Here is an 18,778-nt window from a genome sequence, read left to right on the forward strand (position 1 = left end):
CATGACAGGAAGCGACGTTGACCGTAACCGACGTGCGCCGTTTCGCCTACCGACAGGGCCCGGGCAAGGGGCTGTTCGGCGGGGCGATCGAGATCGACGACTCCGCACCGACCACCGCCGCCCTGCCGCCGACGGCGGCCCGGGGCTCGACCGGCCACCCCCTGCCGCACGGCACCGTGGACCTGCTGGCGGCGGCCCCGTACCCGCACGGCCGCACCGGGGCCGCAGCCGGGGACCGGGCGGGCCACCTCCTGCTCACCGCCTTCGGGCTGCAACGCCGGGAGCCCTCCAACCGGTTCAACGACCACCGGGTGGTCGCCTCGGTCCGCAGCAAGTTCCCCGTGCACGTGCTCACCGTCTCCGACGGCGGGGCCGCCTACCTGGACCTCTACCGGCACGCCCTGGTCGACCTCGACCTGCCGGACTCCGAGGTACCGGCGCCGCTCGGCGACCTGGACGTGCTGCTGGCGGCCCGCTACACCGACCTGCCGACGCCGTACGGCCGGCTGCGCTGCGCGCTGGGCGACCTGGAGACCGGGATCAACCTCCGCAGCCTGCTGGTCGCCGCGCAACTCGCGGGTGTCCCGGCCCGGTTGTCCCTGGACGGCGAGGACTCGGCCACCGCCGCCCGGCTGATCGGCGCCGCCGACCCCGGGCGCTGGTCCGCTCCGGTGCGGGTGGCGCTGTCCGGTCTGACCGCTCCGGCGGGTGGGCAGCCGCTCCCGGGCGCCCCGAGCGACCCGGCGGTCTTCGCGGCGGCGGACCGACTGCTGGCCGCCGAGTCCGGGCATCCCTCGCTGACCGAGGCCGAGCAGGTCAACGGGCACCGCTTCGCGGCCCGGTACCCGCTTGCCGCACCGGCGCTCGGCATCCCCGCCGCCACCGCCGACTCCGCACCCCCCGGCACCGGTTGGGACGGCGTGTTCTGGAACAGGTCGGCCGGGCGGGTGCCCGACCGGCTGTCGGGCTTCTCCGGCCGGCCCGTCCGGCTGCCGGAGTCGGCCGTGCAGGAGTTCCTCGCCTGGGCGGCCGTACCGGCCCCGAGCCCCGAACTGGCCGAGATCGGCCGCCGGGTCCGCCTGCTGGTGGCCCTGCAGAACGTCGGGGACCGGCCGACCGGCTACTACGAGGCGTCCCCGGACGGACTGCGGCCGGTCCGCGAGAACCCGACGGTGATGACCTCGCTGCAGGCGGCCTTCGGCTATCCGGTCTCCCCCGGGACGGACTGCGGGCTGCGGCACGCGTCGATGGTGTGGACCTACGTGGTGGACGTGCCCGAGCTGCTCGCCGACCTCGGCCCGGCGGCCTGGTCGCTGCTCCAACTCTGGTGCGGCTGGACGGCGCACGGCCTCGAACTGGCCGCGGCGGCGCTCGGCCTGTACGCCCGCCCCGCCCGCTCCTACGACGAGTTCCGCGTGCAGCGGCTGGCCGGCCTCTCCCGGCGGACGGTGCCGGTGTTCATGACCGTGTGCGGCCGCTCGCGGTTCGCCGAACCGATGCTGGACCTGCGGACATGACCACCGACTCCGGCTGGCGGAGCTGGCACCTGCACCTGGCCGCCTTCGGCACCGACGTGTCGGACCAGGCGCTCGCCCGGGCGGTGGCGCCGGTGGTCGCCCGGCACACCGTCGCACCGGGCGGCGCCGAACGGCCCTGGTTCTTCGTCCGCTACTGGCAGGGCGGCCCGCACCTGCGGCTGCGCATCCACGGCCCGGACGAGGACGAAGCCCGGGCGATCCAGCAGCAGTTGGCCCGCGCGGTGGCGGCGGTCGACGCCACGGTCCCGGTCGACCGGCGCCTGACGACCCCTCAGTACGCCGACGCGGTCGGCGTACTGGCGCGGACCGGCGAGGGCACCGGCGCACTGGACCAGGGCACCCTGCACCCGCCGGGCGTGGTCCGCGCCCGGTACGAGCCGGAGACGGACCGCTACGGCGGCCCCGGGCTGCTCGGCCTGAGCGAGCGCCTGTTCCACCGCTCCAGCACCGTCGCCCTCCGCGCCTGCCTCACCCCGCGCGGCCGCCCGCAGGTCTTCGGCCAGACCCTGGCGGCCACCGCAGTGGCCGCCTCGACCCTCCCCCGGACCGAGATCCGCCCCTTCCTGGAGTCCGTCCGGGACGGCTGGGCGTCCTGGACCCACGCGTACGTACGGGAGGACGGCGGCGCGGGTGGTCCGGCCCCCGACGACGAGCGGCTGGCCGCCCAGGCCGAGCAACTTCGCCCCGCCGTTCCCGAGTTGCTCCGGCTGATGCGCGAGCCCGGGGCGCCGTGGGACACCTGGTCCGACCCGCTGCGCTCGGCGGTGCCGGTGTGGAGCACGGCGCCGGGCGGGGTGCGCCGGGCCCACGGCATCCTCGGTTCGCATCTGCACATGACGGCCAACCGGCTCGGAGCCGGGGCCGGACAGGAGGGGCGGACGGCCGCGCTGCTGCTCCGGCTGACCGGGAGCGACCTGCCCTGACCGGGCGGGGCGGTCAGGCGGTCAGGGTGAATCACAGACCGCCCGCCGGGCGGCGACCAGGCCCAGGCGGGCGGCGGCCGCGCCCGCCTGGAACCGGCTGACCGCGCCCAACTCCAACAGGATCTCCGCCACATGACGACGGCAGGTGCGCAGCGAGACGCCGAGCTTGCGGGCGATCACCGCGTCCTTGGCCCCCTCGGCCAGTAACTCCAGGATGCGCTGCTTGACGTCGTCCTCGCCGAGCACGACGGGCTCGGACAGCTCACCCCGGGCCGCCGCGCCACCCCAGACGGTGCCGAACAGCCCTCGCATGGTCCGTACGCTGACGGGTTCCCGGACCACCGCGAGCAGCGGCTCGTCCGCACCGCCACCGGCCGGCACCAGCACCGCGTGCCGGTCCACGATCAGCAGGTCGTGCGGGAGTCGGCGCGCCGTCCGGACCGTGACCCGGTCCGGTTCCGGCTCGTCGAGCCACGGGGCGACCTCCGCCACCCGGCAGGCGCCGTCGATCAGCACCAGCAGGCGGTCCGGGCGCCCGGGCCCGGCGAGCGCCTGCCGGACCAGCCCGGGCAGCGGTGAGCCCGCCCAGTCGCCGGATCCCATCCAGAGCAGCTCGCCCGGGTGACCGTTCGTCATCTCCCGTAGCAGGCCGACCGCTGCGGCGAGGCCCACCAGCGTCGAGTTGTGCACCGACCCGCCGGGAAGCTGCCGGTCGAGCTCGATCTGCGTCATTCCGCCTCCGTGGAGGGGCCGACGACAAGGGGACCACCACCCGCATCAGAGCGGGCAGTGCTCTCCGGTCGGCACCCTGTGGGCACCTGTCGGCCCGGCCGGCGAGCCGGGCCCAAGCACGGAATCTAGGGTGCGCGGCGACGGGCCGACCATCCGTATTAGTACTGAAGTGGCCTTACGTAGAAGCCCGGATCGGCATAGTCTCTGTCCTGCTCTGGGCGTGATCCGCCGGCCAGCAGGGCGCACCTCCCGTCCTGGCCGGAGCGGCTGGAAGGGGGTGGCCGGCGTGCGGCAGCACCATGCACGGGAGATCCCGCCCACACCGCTGATCGGGCGCGAGCCCGAACTCCTCTACTGGGAAGGGCTCCTGGACCGGCTGCCGGTCGGCGGGGGTTTCGTCGAGGTGGCGGGTGAGCCCGGCATCGGCAAGACCCGGCTGCTCGCGGAGTTCGTCTCGCGCGCCGCCCGGCGGGGAGTCCGGGTGCTGTCCGGCCGGGCCACCGAGTTCGAGTCAGACGTGCCGTTCCAGGTCTACCGGGACGCGCTGGGCAACCGGCTGGACGAGGCGTTCGGACCGCTCGGGCCCGACAGTCTCCCCCACCGCCCTGCCGGGTCAACGGAGTTGCTCGACGTCGAGCGGTTCCGGGTCTGCCAGGCCGTCGGCGGCCTGCTGCAGCGGCTCGCCGAGGACGAGCCCACCGTGCTGGTGCTGGACGACCTGCACTGGGCCGACCCGAGGTCGGTGGAGCTCACCGACCACCTGATCAGGCATCAACTGACCGGCCCGTTCCTGCTGCTGGCCGCCCATCGGCCCCGCCAGCTGCCGCCCCGGCTGCTCGGCACGCTCGCCAACGGCCTGCCGGGCACCGGCGTGCACCGACTGGCCCTGCCGGCGCTGACCGCCGAGGCCTGCGCCGAACTGGCCGCACTGGTGAACCCGCGGGCGAACGCCCGGGACCTCTTCCTCCAGTGCGGCGGCAACCCGCTGCTCCTGCTGGCCCTGACCGACACCGACCGCCCACTCGGCGCGGACGGCCGCTTCGAGCAGCCAACCGACCGGCTGCTCGGCGAACTGGCGGGCCTGGGGCCGGACTCGGCGCTGCTGGCCGCCGCGGCCGCCGTCCTGGGCGACCGGTTCTCGGTGGAGTCGCTGCACGCGGTGTCCGAGCTCCCGCCCGACCGGGTGCTCACGGCGGCGGCCGACCTGGTGCGCCGCGACCTGCTGCGCGCCGTCCCGCACACCGCCCTGTTCCGCCTCCGCCACCCGCTGCTCAGCCGCACCGTCTACGACCACGGCGACCCGGTGTGGCGGCTGGGCGCGCACCGCAGGGCACTGGCCGAACTCACCGACCGGGGAGCCCTGGCCACCGAGCTCGCCACCCACGTCGAGCGGTCGCTGAGCGGTCACGACCAGGCGGCGGCGAACACCCTGGAACAGGCCGCCCTGGAGGTGCTGCACACCCTCCCACAGGCCGCCGCCGGGTGGCTCCAGGCCGCCCTGCGGGCACTGCCGGACCACCCGGGCACCGGCTCCCAGCGGCTGCGGCTGCTGCTGACGTGCAGTCAGGCCCTGCACACCTGCGGCAGGCTGACCGAGAGCCGCGCACTCATCCAGCAGGTGCTCCGGCAGCAGCCGACCGGCCCGGACCGGGCCCGCGCCCGGGCCGAGGTGGTGACCGTCTGCGCCCGGACCGAACGGATGCTGGGGCACTACCCCGAGGCCACCGCCGTGATCGAGGCCGAGCTGGCCGAACTCACCACCGGGGCCTCACCGGAGGCCGTCGAGCTGATCCGGGAGTACGGCTCGACCAGCATCCTCCGCGGCGACTACGCACACGCCATCCCGGTGGTGGAGTCGGCCCTGACGATGGCCCAGGACCTCGGCTACGCCGTCGGCGAGGCCGGCCTGCTGGCGCTCAGCGGCCTCGGCCAGGCCCAACTCGGCGCCACCCGGCGGGCCGTCCGCGAACTCGCCCGGAGCGCGGCCCGGACGGACGCGCTGCCGGACGCCCAACTGGCCTCCTCCCCGGAGACGCTGACCCAGCTCGGCTGGGGCGAGTTACTGACCGAGCACCATCCCGAGGCCCGCCGCCACCTGGAGCGCGGCCTCCAACTCGCCCGGCAGGGCGGGCAGGGCCATCTGCTGCCGCACCTGCTGCTCGGCCACGGTTTCCTCCAGCTCTGGACCGGAAGCGCGGAGCGGGCCGGCCGGATGGCCGAGGAGGCCACCGAGGCGGCCCGCGACCTGGGCAACCAGGACCTGCTCGGGCTCTCCCTGGCCCTGGAGGCGAGCTGCCTGGTGTGGACCTGCGGTTCGGCGGAGGCGGGCCGGGCGGTGGAGCTGGCCTCCCGGGCCGTCGACACCGGCCCGTACCCCTCGACCTGGTGGAGCTGCGTCGCGGCGGGGGTGCTCGCCCAGACCCTGCTGATGGCGGGCGAACACTCCCGGTGCGGCCGGGTCCTGCTGGAGGCGGGCGGCGGACCGGACCTGCCACTGGTGCCGGCCGGCAACCGGGCGTCCTCGTACGCGATCCTGTCGGCGGCGGCGCTCCAGGCCGGCAACCGGACGGCGGCGCACGGCTGGGCCACCCGGGCGGAGAGCGCGGCCAGGGCGGTCGCACTGCCGTCCCAGTTCGCCTACGCGGAGCGGGCCCAGGCGGCGGTCTTCGCCGCCCACGCGAACACCGAGCAGGCCGCCCGGCTGTTCGACTCGGCCGTCGACCGCTTCCGGGCGAGCGGCCTGAAGGGGCAGTGGGCCTGGACGCTCGCCCTGGGCGCCCCGGTGCAGACCGCCAACGGGCAGCCGGAGCGCGGCGCCGCCTGGCTGCACGAGGCCGGCGAACTCGCCGACGAGACCGGGGCCCGCCGGATCAGGGAACAGGTCGACGCGACGGCGCACACCCGGTCCGAACCCGCACCGCCGGCCGCTCCCGCCACTCCCGCCGCCGGCCTCACCGCCCTCACCACGAGGGAGCGTCAGATCACCGAGATCCTGACCACCGGGGCCCGGACCAAGGAGATCGCCACCGCGCTCTTCCTGAGCCCCCGTACGGTGGAGACCCATCTCGCCCGGATCTACCGCAAACTGGGAGTCACCTCGCGGCTCGCCCTGGTGGCCGCCCTGGCCGCCCAGCCCCTCGACCACCCCCCGCTGACGGTGGCGGACCCACCAGCCTGACAGCAGGAAGGCTTCCGAGCGATGGCCCAGCAGTTCGGCGACTACCAGAACGAGATCTACTTCAACGGGCTGGCCGGCGTGCTGCCGACGATGCCGATGACCTTCGCCGAGCTGGAGGCCAGGGCGCAGTCGGCGCTGCCTCCGTCCCTGCTCTCCTACGTCGCGGGCGGGGCGGGCGACGAGTCCACCCAGCGGGCGAACGTCGCCGCCTTCGGCCGGTGGGGCCTGGTGCCACGGATGATGGTCGGCGCGGCCCGGCGGGACCTGTCGGTCGACCTGTTCGGCCTGCGACTGCCCTCGCCGCTGTTCCTGGCACCGGTCGGCGTGATCGGCCTGTGCGCGCAGGACGGCCACGGCGACCTCGCGACCGCGCGGGCCGCCGCCCGGACCGGGGTGCCGATGATCGCCTCCACCCTGACCGTCGACCCGCTGGAGCAGGTGGCGGCCGAGTTCGGCGACACCCCCGGCTTCTTCCAGCTCTACACCCCCACCGACCGGGCTCTGGCCGAGAGCCTCGTGCACCGGGCCGAGGCCGCCGGGTACCGGGGCATCGTGGTCACCCTCGACACCTGGGTCACGGGCTGGCGCCCCCGCGACCTGGCCGCCGGCAACTTCCCGCAGCTGCGCGGCCACTGCCTGGCCAACTACACCTCCGACCCGGTCTTCCGGGCCCGCCTGGCCAAGGCCCCCGAGGAGGACCCGGGAGCCGCCGTACTGGAGTGGGTGCGCGTCTTCGGCAACCCGCTGACCTGGGACGACCTGCCCTGGCTGCGCTCGCTCACCGACCTGCCGATCGTGCTCAAGGGCCTCTGCCACCCCGAGGACGTCCGCCGTGCCAGGGACGGCGGCGTGGACGGCGTCTACTGCTCCAACCACGGCGGCCGGCAGGCCAACGGCGGGCTGCCCGCGCTCGACGCCCTGCCCGGTGTGGTGGAGGCCGCCGACGGACTGCCGGTGCTCTTCGACTCCGGGGTCCGCACCGGCGCCGACGTGGTCAAGGCCCTCGCCCTCGGCGCCACCGCCGTCGGCGTGGGCCGCCCGTACGCCTACGGCCTGGCCCTGGAGGGCACCGACGGCATCGTCCACGTGCTGCGCGCCCTGCTCGCCGAGGCCGACCTGATCATGGCCGTCGACGGCTACCCCGGCCTCGCCGACCTGACCCGGGAGGCGCTGGTCCGGCTCTGACAGGCCGGCTCGCAGGGCCTGCCGTCAAACTCCCGTCGTCGCCCGGAGGGCGGCCCTGCGGCGTCCGGTGCGTGCTCTCGGCGTACCGGGCGGGAGCCCTCCTACTGGTCGTACGTGGGCTTTCGTCCGGTGCGGCGAGCGTGCGTGCCAGGCGTCGTGGGGCAGGCGGGAGTTCGACGACAGGCCCTACGGCTCGACCTCGGTGCGGTAGACGCGCAGGCCCCGGCGCCGGTAGTTGCCGAGCGCGCTCGGGTGATCGTTCGAGTTGGTCTGCAGCCACACCCGGCGCACCGACTCCGCCTCCGACGGCTCGGTCTCCCACGCCTGTTGCAGCGCCAGGGTCAGCGCGTTCCCGCCGAGCCCCCGGCCGACGTACGCCGGCAGCAGCCCGAAGGTCCGGAGCTCCACCTCCCCGCCCGGCTGCGGTTCCAGCGCGGCGATCCCCGCCACCTCGCCCGCCAGCACGACCAGCCAGTACTGGCGCTGCGGGTGCGCCCGCGCCAGCTCCTCCCACTCCCGGTCGGTCCGCGTCGAACTGCGCCACCCGTAGGCCGCGCCGACCCGGGCCTGCACCGAACGCACCAGCTCCGACAGGCCCTCCTCGCGTCGAAGCTCCAACCCGGGCACCACCTGACCGGGCGTCAGCTCCCCGCGCCCGGTCATCTCCAGATACGTGACGGTCTTTCCCATCCCGGCACCGTACCGGGCCCCGCCCCGGCCGGGGCGGGCTCAGCGACGGTGCCGGGGCACCGACGGCGGCTCCGTCGCGACCCGCACCGGTTGGCGGGGACCCCGGTGACGTCCCTGCCCGCCGAGCCAGCCGATCTCCACCACGGCCAGGACGAGCAGCACCAGAAGCAAGAGCACCATGTCGGGACCTCCACGAGTGACGGACCGTGACCTCCGCCTTCCCTCGATCACCGACCGCACACCCCCGGGAGGGCTCTCCACCCGTTGGCCGACGGGTACTTCACCCGGGCAGCCGATCGACCCGGCCCCGGCCGACCCCGGCCGCCCTCGGCCGGCGGAAGTCTTTGCCAAACGGTCGACCACTCCGCGCTCCCGCTCGGGTAGCTTCCAAGGCATCCATTGATCTTGAGACGGGCCCGGTCGGCACCACCGGACGGCCCCGGTGGGAGGGGTGTGCCATGACTGCGGTCGACCTGAGGGCCACGGCGGCCGGACTGCCGCAGGCGTGGAGCTCGCGCGCGCTGGGCCGGGTGGGGGCGACGTCCGTGAAGGTCCTGCGGATGGACGAGCTGCCGGTGCAGGAGGAGAGCCACGCCACCGACGAGGCACTGCTCGTGCTCGACGGCCGGCTGGAGTTGGAGGTCGGCGGCACGCCGGTGTCGGTACGGGCCGGCGAGCTGTACGTGGTGCCGGCGGGAGCCGCGCACACGGTCCGCCCGGGCAGCCACGGCACCCTGGTGATCATGGAGTCGGCGGACGGCTGACCTGCCATCACACGCCCGAGGCCCCGCCGCGTGGGGCACTCTGCGGCGGGGCCTCGGGCTTCGCGGACGGTGCCGGGTCAGGAGGTCGGGGCGGGCAGCTCCGGGGTCAGGACGTTCCCGGCCGGGATGTGGCCGCAGTCGGAGGGGGCGGTCCGGCCCGCGAAGCGGTCGTTCAGCCAGCCGAGGGCCTGCGGGGCCCAGACGACCGGGACGCCCACGTGGCTGAGCAGGTCGAACTGCTGGTACTTGACCGGGTCGTTCCCGGTGGCGCAGTACTGCCGGGCCAGGGCCCGGACGTCGCCCGCGACCATCACCCCGTCGCCGGTGCCGATGCCGGCGGGGCTGCCGAAGGTCCCTTCCAGGACGCCGCCGTTGCCCTGGGCGATGTAGCCGGGGACGGTCGGGGTGGGGGCCGAACCGAGGTTGATCCGGTTCACCGCCGCGAGGAAGGCCGGCACCGAGTTCGGGTCGGCGTACTGCGGCTTCGCCATCTTCTTCCAGGTGAGCCCGGGGTAGTGGCCCACGGCGTCGGTGATCGACCCGTGCTCCAGCTGCTGGTAGACCGTCAGGCCGTAGTCGCTCAGGTAGGGCTTGAGGTCGATGCCGAAGGAGCGGGAGACCCCGATCACCGCCATCGGGATCACGCCGCTCCACGCGAGCGAGCCGTCGACGTACTTGAGGTTGTGGGCCGGGTCCACCAGCAGCCCGCCCTCGGTGTAGCCGACCAGCTTCCGGTTGACGTCGGGTGCGTAGCCCGGCGCCAGCGCGGCCGCCCAGTTGGTCGCGATGGCACCGCCGGAGTAGCCCATCAGGCCGAAGGAGGTGTCGGCGTCCAGGCCGGTGGCCGCAGATCCGGTCGCGGCGCGGATCGAGTCCAGGGTGGTGGTCCCGTACTCCGGTCCGGCCGCGAAGTCGGCGGTCTGGCCCTCGGTGTCCGGGATGACCAGGGTGTAGCCCTGCGCCAGGAGCGGCACCAGGAAGACGGCCTCGACGTTCGGGATCAGCCCCCCGAGGGAGAGGTCGCCGGCGATCGCCCGGGACGGGCCGTCCGCCGGGTTGAGGGAGTCGTAGAAGGACTGGTACGAGACCGCCTTGCTGCCGTCGCCGGTCAGGCTCCGCACCACGGTGGTCACGTTGGCGGACGGGCGGCCCTGGGCGTCGGTGGTGCGGTACAGCAGCTGGATCGCCTTCACCGGGGTGGGCAGGCCCAGCAGGTGGTACTGCAGGGTCCGGGTCTTCAGGACGGTGCCCGGTGCGAAGGAGGCCAGCGGCGCGCTGCCGTCGTAGGTGTAGAACCGGTCGCCCGCCGAGGCGGCTGACGGTGTGGCAGCTGCGGCCGGACCTGCGGCGACGGCCAGGGACAGGGCGGCGGTGACGGCGACGGCCAGCAGCCGCGAGGTGTGCTTGGGCATGACTCCCCCGATTCGTGGGTGGGATGGTCGGGATCTGGTGACGGTGCAGGGCCTGAGGGGTGGTCAGGCGTCCGGTCCCCGGAGGTGAACCGCACGGCGCCGGTGTGGGGGGTGGGGGTCGGCGCGCGGGGGTCCGGTGAACGGTGCGGTCGGCAGGCGCACCCCTCTGGTGGTCCCACCGGCGAGCGTGTTACCAACTGGTCAGTAACGTCCCGAAGAACATGATGGCCGCAGTACGGCGCCGCGCCCCCGGGCCGGAGCACAGAGATTCGCGAGGTGGATTGTGATCTCATCCAACGCGGCGGAACGCGCCTCGGTCCCGCAGCTCGGCGGCGTACCCGTCCACGAACGGCTCAAGGCCGCCGCGGTGGCGCTGGCTCCCGCCGTGATGGCCCGGCTGGTCGAACAGCTGCCCGCCTACGGTGCGCTCCCCTCCGAGCAGCTCCGGGGCGAGATCACCCGGGAGGTGGAGCGCGGCATCCGGGCCTTCACCGAGGTGCTGCGCACCGGTGAGCTGCCCGGCGAGACCGAACTCGCGAGGATCAACGAGTCGTCCGCCCGGCGCGCGGACGAGGGCGTCCCGCTGGAGGCCGTCGTCGGGGCGTACCACTTCGGCGCGCAGGAGTGCGCCGCCCGGGTCCTCTCCGCCGCCGTACCGGGTGACCTGCCCGACGTGCTGCTGGTGCAGCAGCGGCTGCTCGACTACCTCCGGCTGGTGAGCTGCGCGGTCGCGGCCGGGTACGTCCAGGAGCGGCAGGCCGCACTCGGCGACGAGCAGGTCGCCCGACAGGCGCTGCTGTCACGGCTGTTGGAGGGCGGCGACCCGAGGTCCGCAGCCGACCGGGCCGGGTTGGCGCTGCCGCCCTGCTACCTGGTCCTGGGCATCACCATGGGACCGCACCCCGACGAGCTGCTCCCCGGGGTGAACCACGCCGTGGCCGCCCGCCGCAAACTCCGCCGGCTGCGGAACGAACTCCAGCGCCAGACCCCGGGCGTACCGCTGTCCGCGCTGTCCGGCAACGGCGGGCTGGTCCTGATCCCGACCGACGTACCGCCCGCCGACTTCGGCCCCGCGGACCGGGACCGGCTCGCCCGCCTGGTCGAGCACCTCGGCCGGATGTGCGGCGCCGAACTGCTGGTGGCGGCGGCCGCCGCCGCCCCGGCCGGCGTCGCGGACGCCGCCCGACTGGTGGGCGAGCTGCGGGAGGTGGCGCGGTCCTCGGGCCGGGGCCCCGGCCTCCACCTCCTGGACGACCTCCTCCTCGAGTACCAGCTGAGCCGCCCCAGCCCCGCCCGGGACAGGCTCGCCGCCCTGCTCGTCCCCCTGGCCCGGCGCCCCGAACTCCTCGACACCCTGCGCACCTTCCTCGCCTGCGGCCTCGACCGCCGCCGGGCCGCCGCCCGCCTCCAGGTCCACCCCAACACGGTCGACTACCGCCTCCGCAGAGCCACCGAACTGACCGGCCTGGACGCCGCCCGAGGCACCGACCAGCTCACCCTGCGCGCCGCCCTGGCCGCCCACGACGCCACCGGAGCCGGCACCCCCGACTCCGCCTGACACCCTCCGACCCTCGCGTTGACGGGCCATCTGTCAGGTCACGGCACCGGCGGTGGGCCGCCTTCGGCCTGTGCTGCAAGCACCGCAACGTTCGGCGGCCGGACGGCTCCTAGCCGGCCGATCGATCCCGCTGAGCAGCGATCAGGTCGCGGTACCACGCGTACGACGCCTTCGGGGTGCGCACCTGGGTCTCGAAGTCGACGTGCACCAGGCCGAACCGCTGGTGGTAGCCCTCGGCCCATTCGAAGTTGTCCAGCAGCGACCAGGTGAAGTAGCCGCGCACGTCGACCCCTTCGGCCCCCGCCGCCTCGACCGCACGCAGGTGGCCGTCCAGGTAGCTGATCCGCTCCTGGTCGTCCAACTCCTCGCCGTACGAGCAGCCGTTCTCGGTGATGGTGACCGGGGGTAGGGCAGTGCCGTACCGGGAGCGCAGACCGGTGAGGAGTTCGCGCAGGCCGTCCGGGACGACGGGCCAGCCGAAGGCGGTACGGGGGACGCCCTCGATCGGGGCTTCGGTGAAGGGGAGGCCGGGGTCGGTGGGGGCGGCGATCCGGGTGGGGTTGTAGTAGTTGACGCCGAGTCCGTCGAGGCCGGGGCCCGCGATGAGCTTGAGGTCCCCGGGGCGGACCGCTCCACCGAGGTCCTCGGTGACGCCGAACGCCGACAGGTCGGGGTAGCGCCCGAGCAGCAGCGGGTCGGTGAACAGGCGGTTGTGCAGGGCGTCGTAGGCGTCGGCGGCCGCCACGTCGGAGGGGTCGTCGGTGGCCGGGCGGACCGGGGTGAGGTTGTTCGCGATCAGCACCTCCCGGCCGTGCTCGCGCAGCACCTCGGCCGCCAGGCCGTGGCCCAGCAGTTGGTGGTGCGCGGCGGGCAGCGCGTCGAGCATCAGGGCGCGCCCCGGCGCGTGGATGCCCAGGGCGTAGCCGTAGACCATGTGCACGAAGGGCTCGTTGAGCGTGATCCAGGCGGGCACCCGGTCGCCGAGCCGGTCCACGACCGCCGCCGTGTACTCGGCGAACCGGTACGCGGTGTCGCGGTTCAGCCAGCCTCCCGCATCTTCCAACACCTGCGGGAGGTCCCAGTGGAACAGGGTCGGCAGCGGGGTGATCCCCGCCTCCAACAGCCCGTCCACCAACCGGTCGTAGAACGCGAGCCCCGCCGGGTTGACCGCTCCCGTACCGGTCGGCTGGATGCGCGGCCACGCGATCGAGAACCGGTAGCCGTCCAGTCCGAGACCCCGCATCAACGCGACATCCTCGGGCCACCGGTGGTAGTGGTCGCAGGCCACCGCCCCGGTCTGCCCGTCCCGCACAGCCCAGGGCCGGGTGGCGAAGGTGTCCCAGACGGACGGCCCGCGCCCGTCCTCGTCCACCGCCCCCTCGATCTGGTACGCGGCAGTCGAGACTCCCCAGCGGAAGCCCGCCGGCAGGTCGAGTCGGTTCGGCACAGCCTGACTCCTTGCTCACACCAGCCTGGAACATGAGGAAACCTCATGTTAGTCGGCCGCCACCGAAACACCAGACACAGCAGCGCAGTTCCCGTCGGGAACTCTCCGGAGCCAGCAGATCAGCCGACCGGCACACCAACCGGAGTCAGGCGCCAGCCCGTTAGGCCTGCGGCACGCCCAAGCTCATCGCAACGCAGGCCGGCCCTTGCGCATCACTCCGCCGCCCGATCCAGCGCCAGTTCCTGACGCTGCCTCCCCTTCACGGCTACCACTCTGCACACCTGCAGCGACCCGAGCCATCCCTCATCGCCCAGCCAGAGAGGCCGAGTTCCGCGTATCGCTTGCCCAAGAATTGATCGAGCGGTCCTTTCAGATGCTTCCACTCGTCGGCGAAGACACTGACCGAGAGAGTCTTCCCCCTCTCGTGGATGACCTTGTACTTCGCGCCATTGAGATCCTGGCAGCTGCGAAGGCGCAGCCACCAGCCGGCGGACAGGGCTGCGCCAGCCAAGGTCACAGCCAGACTGCCCACCACGGGGAATCCTTCAGCTCGGTGAAGCCGAGGCCGCGCCGAGGGCGGAATATCCAGGTCAGCTTGTCGATCGATCTCCTCGCACGGTCGTGCACAGGAGGCTGGGTGGCTGATCTCAAGGTGCTCCGGCTAGTCGTCCGGCACGCTCGCTGTGCTGCGCGGCCGGCGCGCTCGGTGGCCGCGCTGGCTCGACATGGCCGCCGTGGGCCGGCCCCGGACGCTGTGCCAGGTCTGGTGGACGCACACCGTGCTGCGCTCCCGGCGTGCGGGCGCCCTCACCGGCCGGACGACCGACGTCCGATCGCAGCGCGCCGTGCTCCGCTCGGTGGCTCACCTGCCGGATCCTGACGACACGCTGCACCGACCCCGGCAGGCGGTGCGGGGGTCACGCTCCCGGCGTGCGGACGAAGACAGAGGTGTTCGAGGCGCGGGGCCGTGGAATGCTCGGTACATGACGGACCACAGGCGGCTGACGGCCGCGCCCGACACCCGCGCCGACGGGACAGGAGACCTGCGGGCGGCGGTGGTCCACGAGGTCCTTGCGGCCATGCCGGGCTCCGTCGTCTTCCTGCGGCCCCGGTACGGACCGGACGGACAGGTCGAGGACTTCCTGATCGAGGCAACCTCCCGCGAGGTCGTCGACATAGCCGGGCGCCGGGGCCCGGAACTGACCGGGCTCAGCGTGGTCTCCGCCTACCCGGGCATCGAGGCCACCGACCTGTGGCACGCCTACCTCGGCGTCCTCGCCGGACGCGACGACCCGTACCAAGGGGAGCTGGAGTACGAGGAGAGCACCGCTGGGGTGCCGCACCGCTCCCGCTACCAGGTGCGCGCCGCGCGCAGCCAGGGCGGCCTCGTGGTCTCCTTCACCCGCCTGGACAGCGGAGAACGCGAGCGGCACCGGCTCGCCCTGATGCAGAGCCTGGGGCGGGTGGGCTGGGTGGACCGCGACCTGGTCCGCAGCCGCATCACCTGGTCCGACGAGGTCTACACGATCTTCGGTCGCGACCACGCGCTCGGCCCCATCCCCCTGGAGGAGCTGGCCACCCACGCCGAGGCCGACGACCGCCCGCTGATGGAGCAGGCCGTGCAGGGCCTGCTCAAAGCCGGCCAGCCCATCGACCAGACCTTCCGCATCCGCCTGCCCGCCCAGCAGATGCGCCACGTGCGGATCCTCGCCGAGACCGAGAACGACGCCCACGGCCAGCCCGTCCGGGTCCACGGCCTCTTCCAGGACCTCAGCGCCGCCATGCGCGCCGAGCAGCAGATCCTCGACCAGAAACGAAGCGCGCTCATCCAGCTGAGTCTCCTGACGGCCGAACGCGACCTCGCGGCCCGCCTCCAGAACACCCTCCTGCCCGTCCCCCAGCAGCAGCTGCACCTGGCCGGCGTGACCGTCGACGTCGCCTACCTGCCCGTCCAGGAAGGGCTCAAGCTCGGAGGCGACTGGTACAGCGCCATCGAACTACCCGACGGCAACGCCCTGCTCGTCGTCGGCGACGTCGCCGGCCACGGCCTCGACGCCGTCGCCACCATGGCCCTGCTGCGCTTCACCGCCAAGGGCATGGCCATCACCGGAACCCCCCTGCCCGACATCCTCTCCAACCTCAACACTCTTCTCCTGCACAGCTACGAGCGCCAGCTCCACACCGCCACCATGATCATGGCCGTGTACGAGCCGACCACCTCCCGCCTGACCTGGGTACGCGCCGGACATCCGCCGCCACTGCTCCTCCGCGACGGCCACGCCCACCTCCTGCCCGCCCCCGAAGGCATGCTCCTCGGCGCCGCCCACCACCCGCACTACGCCACCGCCACCCTCCACCTGCGACCCGGCGACCACCTGCTGCTCTACACCGACGGCCTCATCGAGCAACCCGGCGAATCCATCGACGAGGGCATGGCCCGCCTCGCCGCCGCCGCCCAGGCAGCCAGCGCTGGCACACCGCACCTCCTCGACCGCCTCCTCAGCGCACTCGTCACGCCCACCATGCGCCGCGACGACATCTGCGCCCTGCACCTGGCCCGCTGACCAGCCTTCTCGTCACTCACCCGCGACCCCCGGCGGCGAGGTGCGGTGGTCTCCCGGCTGCGGCCGGGCGGCTGCCAGCGCGGTCGCGCCGTGGGACGTCGGTGGGGCGGCGGGTTCCGGCTCCGGGCGGTTGGCGCAGCGCGCGTGGTCGAGCCGGACGGCCTGCAGCCGGTGGAAGGCGGTGGTCTCGGCCGGAGCCATGTAGGGCAGCAGGTCGGGGACCTGCCGGGCCGGCACGAACAGCACGGTGCTGCCCGGGAGCAGCAGCGTGTCCAGGTCCCGGAGGAGTTGTTCGGTGCGGCTGGGCGGGCAGCCGCTGACGAGGGCGAGGGAGAGGGCGGGCAGGCCCAGGGTCGGCAGGAGAAGGGGGTCGGCCGCCAGCGTCCTGGTGTGCGGCCCGCTGCGGGAGGTGGTGGACCCGTCGGTGGCGAGCGTGAGGACGGGGCTGTGGCGCTCGGCCAGCGCGGCGGCCAGTCTGGCTGCCTGCGTTCCGATGGCGAGGACTGGCCCGGTTGCCGTCCAGCCGGTGGTTTTGATGACGGAGCGGCGCAGCAGGAGTGCGCACTGCTGGGGGTGGTTGCTGCTGCAGGGGGCGGGGTGGGACAGCACGCTCGAAGCTCCTCGGCCGGTGCCCGGCCGGGAGGCCGGGTGCTCACGGGGAGTCTTCGGGGTGGTGGCGGGGTCGGCTTGGCCCGGGGCGCGGGTTTACCTGCGGCGGCGGGTCCTGCTGGTCCGTCCGGGTGATGTGACCAGTCCGGGCCGGTGGGGCCGTCGAAGTGGGGGTGTGCGCGCCGTTCGGTTCAGGTGGGACGGCGGGCACGGGTGGGGCCCGGAGGAGGTGTCGGGTCCCACCACCCGGCTCAGGAGCCGGGCGAGATGTTCACGTGTAGGGCAGGGTTCTCAGAGCACGATCAGGCCGAGGCCCAGCAGGCCGTGCCCGTAGTAGCCGTGGTCGTTGTGGCCGTGGCCCCACTGGCCCTGCTGGTGCCGGTCGTCACCCGACCAACCGCCGTTCCAGTCGTTGCTGGTGTAGTAGGTGGTGCTCTCGCTGTAGCTGACGTTGCTCGTGGAGGCGTTCACCTGGTGGTGGTAGAACTGCTCGGAACCCCGGCTGTCGGCGAAGGCGGAGCCGGCGGCCGGGACGGCGGTGATACCGCGGCCAGAGCGGTGGCGGCCACGAAGCGGGTCATGCGCTGGTTCATGGGGTGTCACTTCCGTTGCGGGGGCGGCGAGTTCCGCCCCTGCCACCGAAGCTATGCGCCCGCGCCGGCCGCCGCCCGCTCGGCTGCGCCACCTGGCCCCGCCGAGCGGCGCGGCGGGCGGCGGCCGCCGGGTTCTGCCCTGGTCGTCTCCGGCTGCGTTGCGACGGCGCAGGATGCTGCGGTGACCGGGGCGGTCCGGCTGTCCGCCTTCGATGTGGCCGTGCGGCCCGGCGACGGGCGCGGCGGGGTGGGACGGGACCGGGCGCTGGTGGGCCGTTCGGGAGCGGCGGGCTGTGGCACTGGTGGTGACGACGGCCGGCAGGTGGTCCGCCTGGCGGTCACGGAGCGGCTGAGCTGCCGACTGCTGGCAACCGTCCTCGGCGCGCTGGCGGCCACGGCACTCAGGTGGGTGCTGGACCGGCTGGCCCAGCTGGTGGCCGCGCTGCTGCCCTGGCCAGGTCACTGCCGGGCCCGTCCCGGATCGCCGGGTCCGGCCCGGCGCCGGTCAGCGCCAGGCGGGCCCGGGTGCGCCGACTCGCCGCCCCAAGGCCGGTGGTGGAGGTGCTGGTCGGGACCGGTCGCCACGGCCAGGTCCGCTTCGTCCGCGCCGCCCGGCCGAGTAGCCGGGCCTGCGCACCGTACTGGTCAGCCGGTGACGGTGCGCGGGTCGGCGGGCCACGCCGGCGGAGGGGTGTGACGGCGGAGGGGGTGAGGTATCAACGCTCAGCGGCGCTCTCGTCCTGTGCATGGCGGGCGGCCTTGAGGGCGTTCGCGACGAACGACCATCTGGGCCGAACTGCCCGCCGACCCCGCCTTCGCCGTCCCTGCGGGCTGCTCCGGGGCACGCAACAGATCGATCACGTTCGGACCACGCACGTCCAGTCCGTGAAAACCTGATTGCTCGTCAATCAAGGGGGTTCCCATGCACGACCGCGTCCCGTCACCTTTAACCTCGACCGCCGCGATCGCCGTGACCGTCCTGGCCGCCGCAGTGCTGCTGAGCGGCTGCGGGAGCAATCAGGGCAGTACCGCCGCCACCAGCGCGCCGCCCAGCCCGGCCGCCTCGGCAACCACGGCTACCGCGCCGCCCAGCCCGGCTGCCTCGGCAACCACGCCGCCCACCTCCGCCCCCGCTGCCGACGCAGCCGGACAGGTCACCAGTTGGTTCGAGCAGGGCGGCCGGGCGAAGATCACAGCGCTCACCGACTCGACGCGCAAGACCGCCACCAGCGGCAACGATCCCGTCATGCAGTCCTTGGGCTGCCTCAGCGTGGCCCGGGACGCCACCGCTGCTCAGGCGTACCCGCCCATCCCCGACGCCCAGGCCCAGGCGTCGTGGAGCAAGGCCCTGACGCAGCTTCAGCAAGGCGGCTACATCTGCTCCGACGGGCTGCAGAAGAAGGACACGGCCCGCGCGTCCCAGGGGACGGCCATGATCCAGGACGGCCTGACCGACCTCACCGCCGCCGTCTCAAGGATCACTGTCGTCCTCCACGAAAGCCGGTGAGCCAGCCGACCCGCGCTCGGGACCGCGACGAGCTTGAAGCCGGATGCGCCACGCCGAGGCTCACCGCACGCTCACAAC

General features: G+C 73.9%; 16 protein-coding genes. 8 read left to right on the top strand and 8 right to left on the bottom strand.

Going from position 1 to position 18,778, the window contains the following annotated elements; genetic code table 11:
* Positions 1–17: 17 nt before the first annotated feature.
* Together ACIRPK_RS32015 and ACIRPK_RS32020 are read left to right on the top strand one after the other, a co-directional pair.
* Positions 18–1,517, top strand: a complete 1,500-nt coding sequence (locus ACIRPK_RS32015) for a hypothetical protein (protein WP_403045092.1) — start codon at positions 18–20, stop codon at positions 1,515–1,517.
* On the top strand, positions 1,514–2,461 hold the full coding sequence (locus tag ACIRPK_RS32020) for a lantibiotic dehydratase C-terminal domain-containing protein (RefSeq protein WP_403045095.1): 948 nt from the start codon (positions 1,514–1,516) through the stop codon (positions 2,459–2,461). Before ACIRPK_RS32015 ends, ACIRPK_RS32020 begins: the two co-directional genes overlap by 4 nt.
* A 21-nt stretch (positions 2,462–2,482) precedes the next feature.
* Here the strand turns inward: ACIRPK_RS32020 and ACIRPK_RS32025 are convergent, their stop codons facing one another.
* On the bottom strand, positions 2,483–3,193 hold the full coding sequence (locus tag ACIRPK_RS32025; RefSeq protein WP_403045098.1) for a helix-turn-helix domain-containing protein: 711 nt from the start codon (positions 3,191–3,193) through the stop codon (positions 2,483–2,485).
* 286 nt (positions 3,194–3,479) lie between these two features.
* Between ACIRPK_RS32025 and ACIRPK_RS32030 the strand changes: the two genes are divergently transcribed.
* Complete coding sequence (locus tag ACIRPK_RS32030) at positions 3,480–6,371, top strand: ATP-binding protein (RefSeq protein ID WP_403045101.1); 2,892 nt, start codon at positions 3,480–3,482, stop codon at positions 6,369–6,371.
* A gap of 21 nt (positions 6,372–6,392) precedes the next feature.
* The gene (locus ACIRPK_RS32035) at positions 6,393–7,556 is read left to right on the top strand and encodes an alpha-hydroxy-acid oxidizing protein (protein WP_403045103.1); all 1,164 of its coding nucleotides are present in this window, start codon (positions 6,393–6,395) and stop codon (positions 7,554–7,556) included.
* A gap of 186 nt (positions 7,557–7,742) precedes the next feature.
* On the opposite strand, the gene ACIRPK_RS32040 is transcribed toward ACIRPK_RS32035, so the two are convergent.
* Both ACIRPK_RS32040 and ACIRPK_RS32045 read right to left on the bottom strand, forming a co-directional pair.
* Complete coding sequence (locus ACIRPK_RS32040; RefSeq protein ID WP_403045105.1) at positions 7,743–8,246, bottom strand: GNAT family N-acetyltransferase; 504 nt, start codon at positions 8,244–8,246, stop codon at positions 7,743–7,745.
* Between the two features lie 39 nt (positions 8,247–8,285).
* Entirely contained in the window at positions 8,286–8,426 is a 141-nt protein-coding gene (locus tag ACIRPK_RS32045; protein ID WP_403045107.1) for a hypothetical protein, read from the bottom strand.
* 278 nt (positions 8,427–8,704) lie between these two features.
* Here ACIRPK_RS32045 and ACIRPK_RS32050 point away from each other — a divergent pair, with 278 nt between their 5' ends.
* Complete coding sequence (locus tag ACIRPK_RS32050) at positions 8,705–9,010, top strand: cupin domain-containing protein (RefSeq protein WP_403045109.1); 306 nt, start codon at positions 8,705–8,707, stop codon at positions 9,008–9,010.
* A gap of 77 nt (positions 9,011–9,087) precedes the next feature.
* Here the strand turns inward: ACIRPK_RS32050 and ACIRPK_RS32055 are convergent, their stop codons facing one another.
* Positions 9,088–10,422 carry a lipase family protein gene (locus tag ACIRPK_RS32055; RefSeq protein ID WP_403045111.1) on the bottom strand — a complete coding sequence of 445 codons (1,335 nt, stop codon included), beginning with the start codon at positions 10,420–10,422 and terminating at the stop codon, positions 9,088–9,090.
* Positions 10,423–10,705: 283 nt separating this feature from the next.
* On the opposite strand from ACIRPK_RS32055, the gene ACIRPK_RS32060 reads away from it, so the two are divergent.
* On the top strand, positions 10,706–11,980 hold the full coding sequence (locus ACIRPK_RS32060; RefSeq protein WP_403045114.1) for a PucR family transcriptional regulator: 1,275 nt from the start codon (positions 10,706–10,708) through the stop codon (positions 11,978–11,980).
* Positions 11,981–12,089: 109 nt separating this feature from the next.
* Here the strand turns inward: ACIRPK_RS32060 and ACIRPK_RS32065 are convergent, their stop codons facing one another.
* Both ACIRPK_RS32065 and ACIRPK_RS32070 read right to left on the bottom strand, forming a co-directional pair.
* Complete coding sequence (locus ACIRPK_RS32065; protein WP_403045116.1) at positions 12,090–13,427, bottom strand: GH1 family beta-glucosidase; 1,338 nt, start codon at positions 13,425–13,427, stop codon at positions 12,090–12,092.
* A 265-nt stretch (positions 13,428–13,692) separates the two neighbouring features.
* Positions 13,693–13,962, bottom strand: a complete 270-nt coding sequence (locus ACIRPK_RS32070) for a hypothetical protein (protein WP_403045118.1) — start codon at positions 13,960–13,962, stop codon at positions 13,693–13,695.
* 448 nt (positions 13,963–14,410) lie between these two features.
* Between ACIRPK_RS32070 and ACIRPK_RS32075 the strand changes: the two genes are divergently transcribed.
* Positions 14,411–15,991 carry a PP2C family protein-serine/threonine phosphatase gene (locus ACIRPK_RS32075; RefSeq protein ID WP_403045120.1) on the top strand — a complete coding sequence of 527 codons (1,581 nt, stop codon included), beginning with the start codon at positions 14,411–14,413 and terminating at the stop codon, positions 15,989–15,991.
* Positions 15,992–16,003: 12 nt separating this feature from the next.
* Here the strand turns inward: ACIRPK_RS32075 and ACIRPK_RS32080 are convergent, their stop codons facing one another.
* Positions 16,004–16,600 (bottom strand): hypothetical protein, encoded by a 597-nt coding sequence (locus tag ACIRPK_RS32080; RefSeq protein ID WP_403045123.1) that lies wholly within the window; start codon positions 16,598–16,600, stop codon positions 16,004–16,006.
* 291 nt (positions 16,601–16,891) lie between these two features.
* Entirely contained in the window at positions 16,892–17,071 is a 180-nt protein-coding gene (locus ACIRPK_RS32085; RefSeq protein WP_403045126.1) for a hypothetical protein, read from the bottom strand.
* A gap of 1,044 nt (positions 17,072–18,115) precedes the next feature.
* Here ACIRPK_RS32085 and ACIRPK_RS32090 point away from each other — a divergent pair.
* Positions 18,116–18,700 carry a hypothetical protein gene (locus tag ACIRPK_RS32090; RefSeq protein ID WP_403045128.1) on the top strand — a complete coding sequence of 195 codons (585 nt, stop codon included), beginning with the start codon at positions 18,116–18,118 and terminating at the stop codon, positions 18,698–18,700.
* Positions 18,701–18,778: the final 78 nt, after the last annotated feature.

Origin of the sequence: Kitasatospora sp. NPDC101801, from assembly GCF_044766665.1 — a bacterium.
GTDB lineage: Bacteria > Actinomycetota > Actinomycetes > Streptomycetales > Streptomycetaceae > Kitasatospora.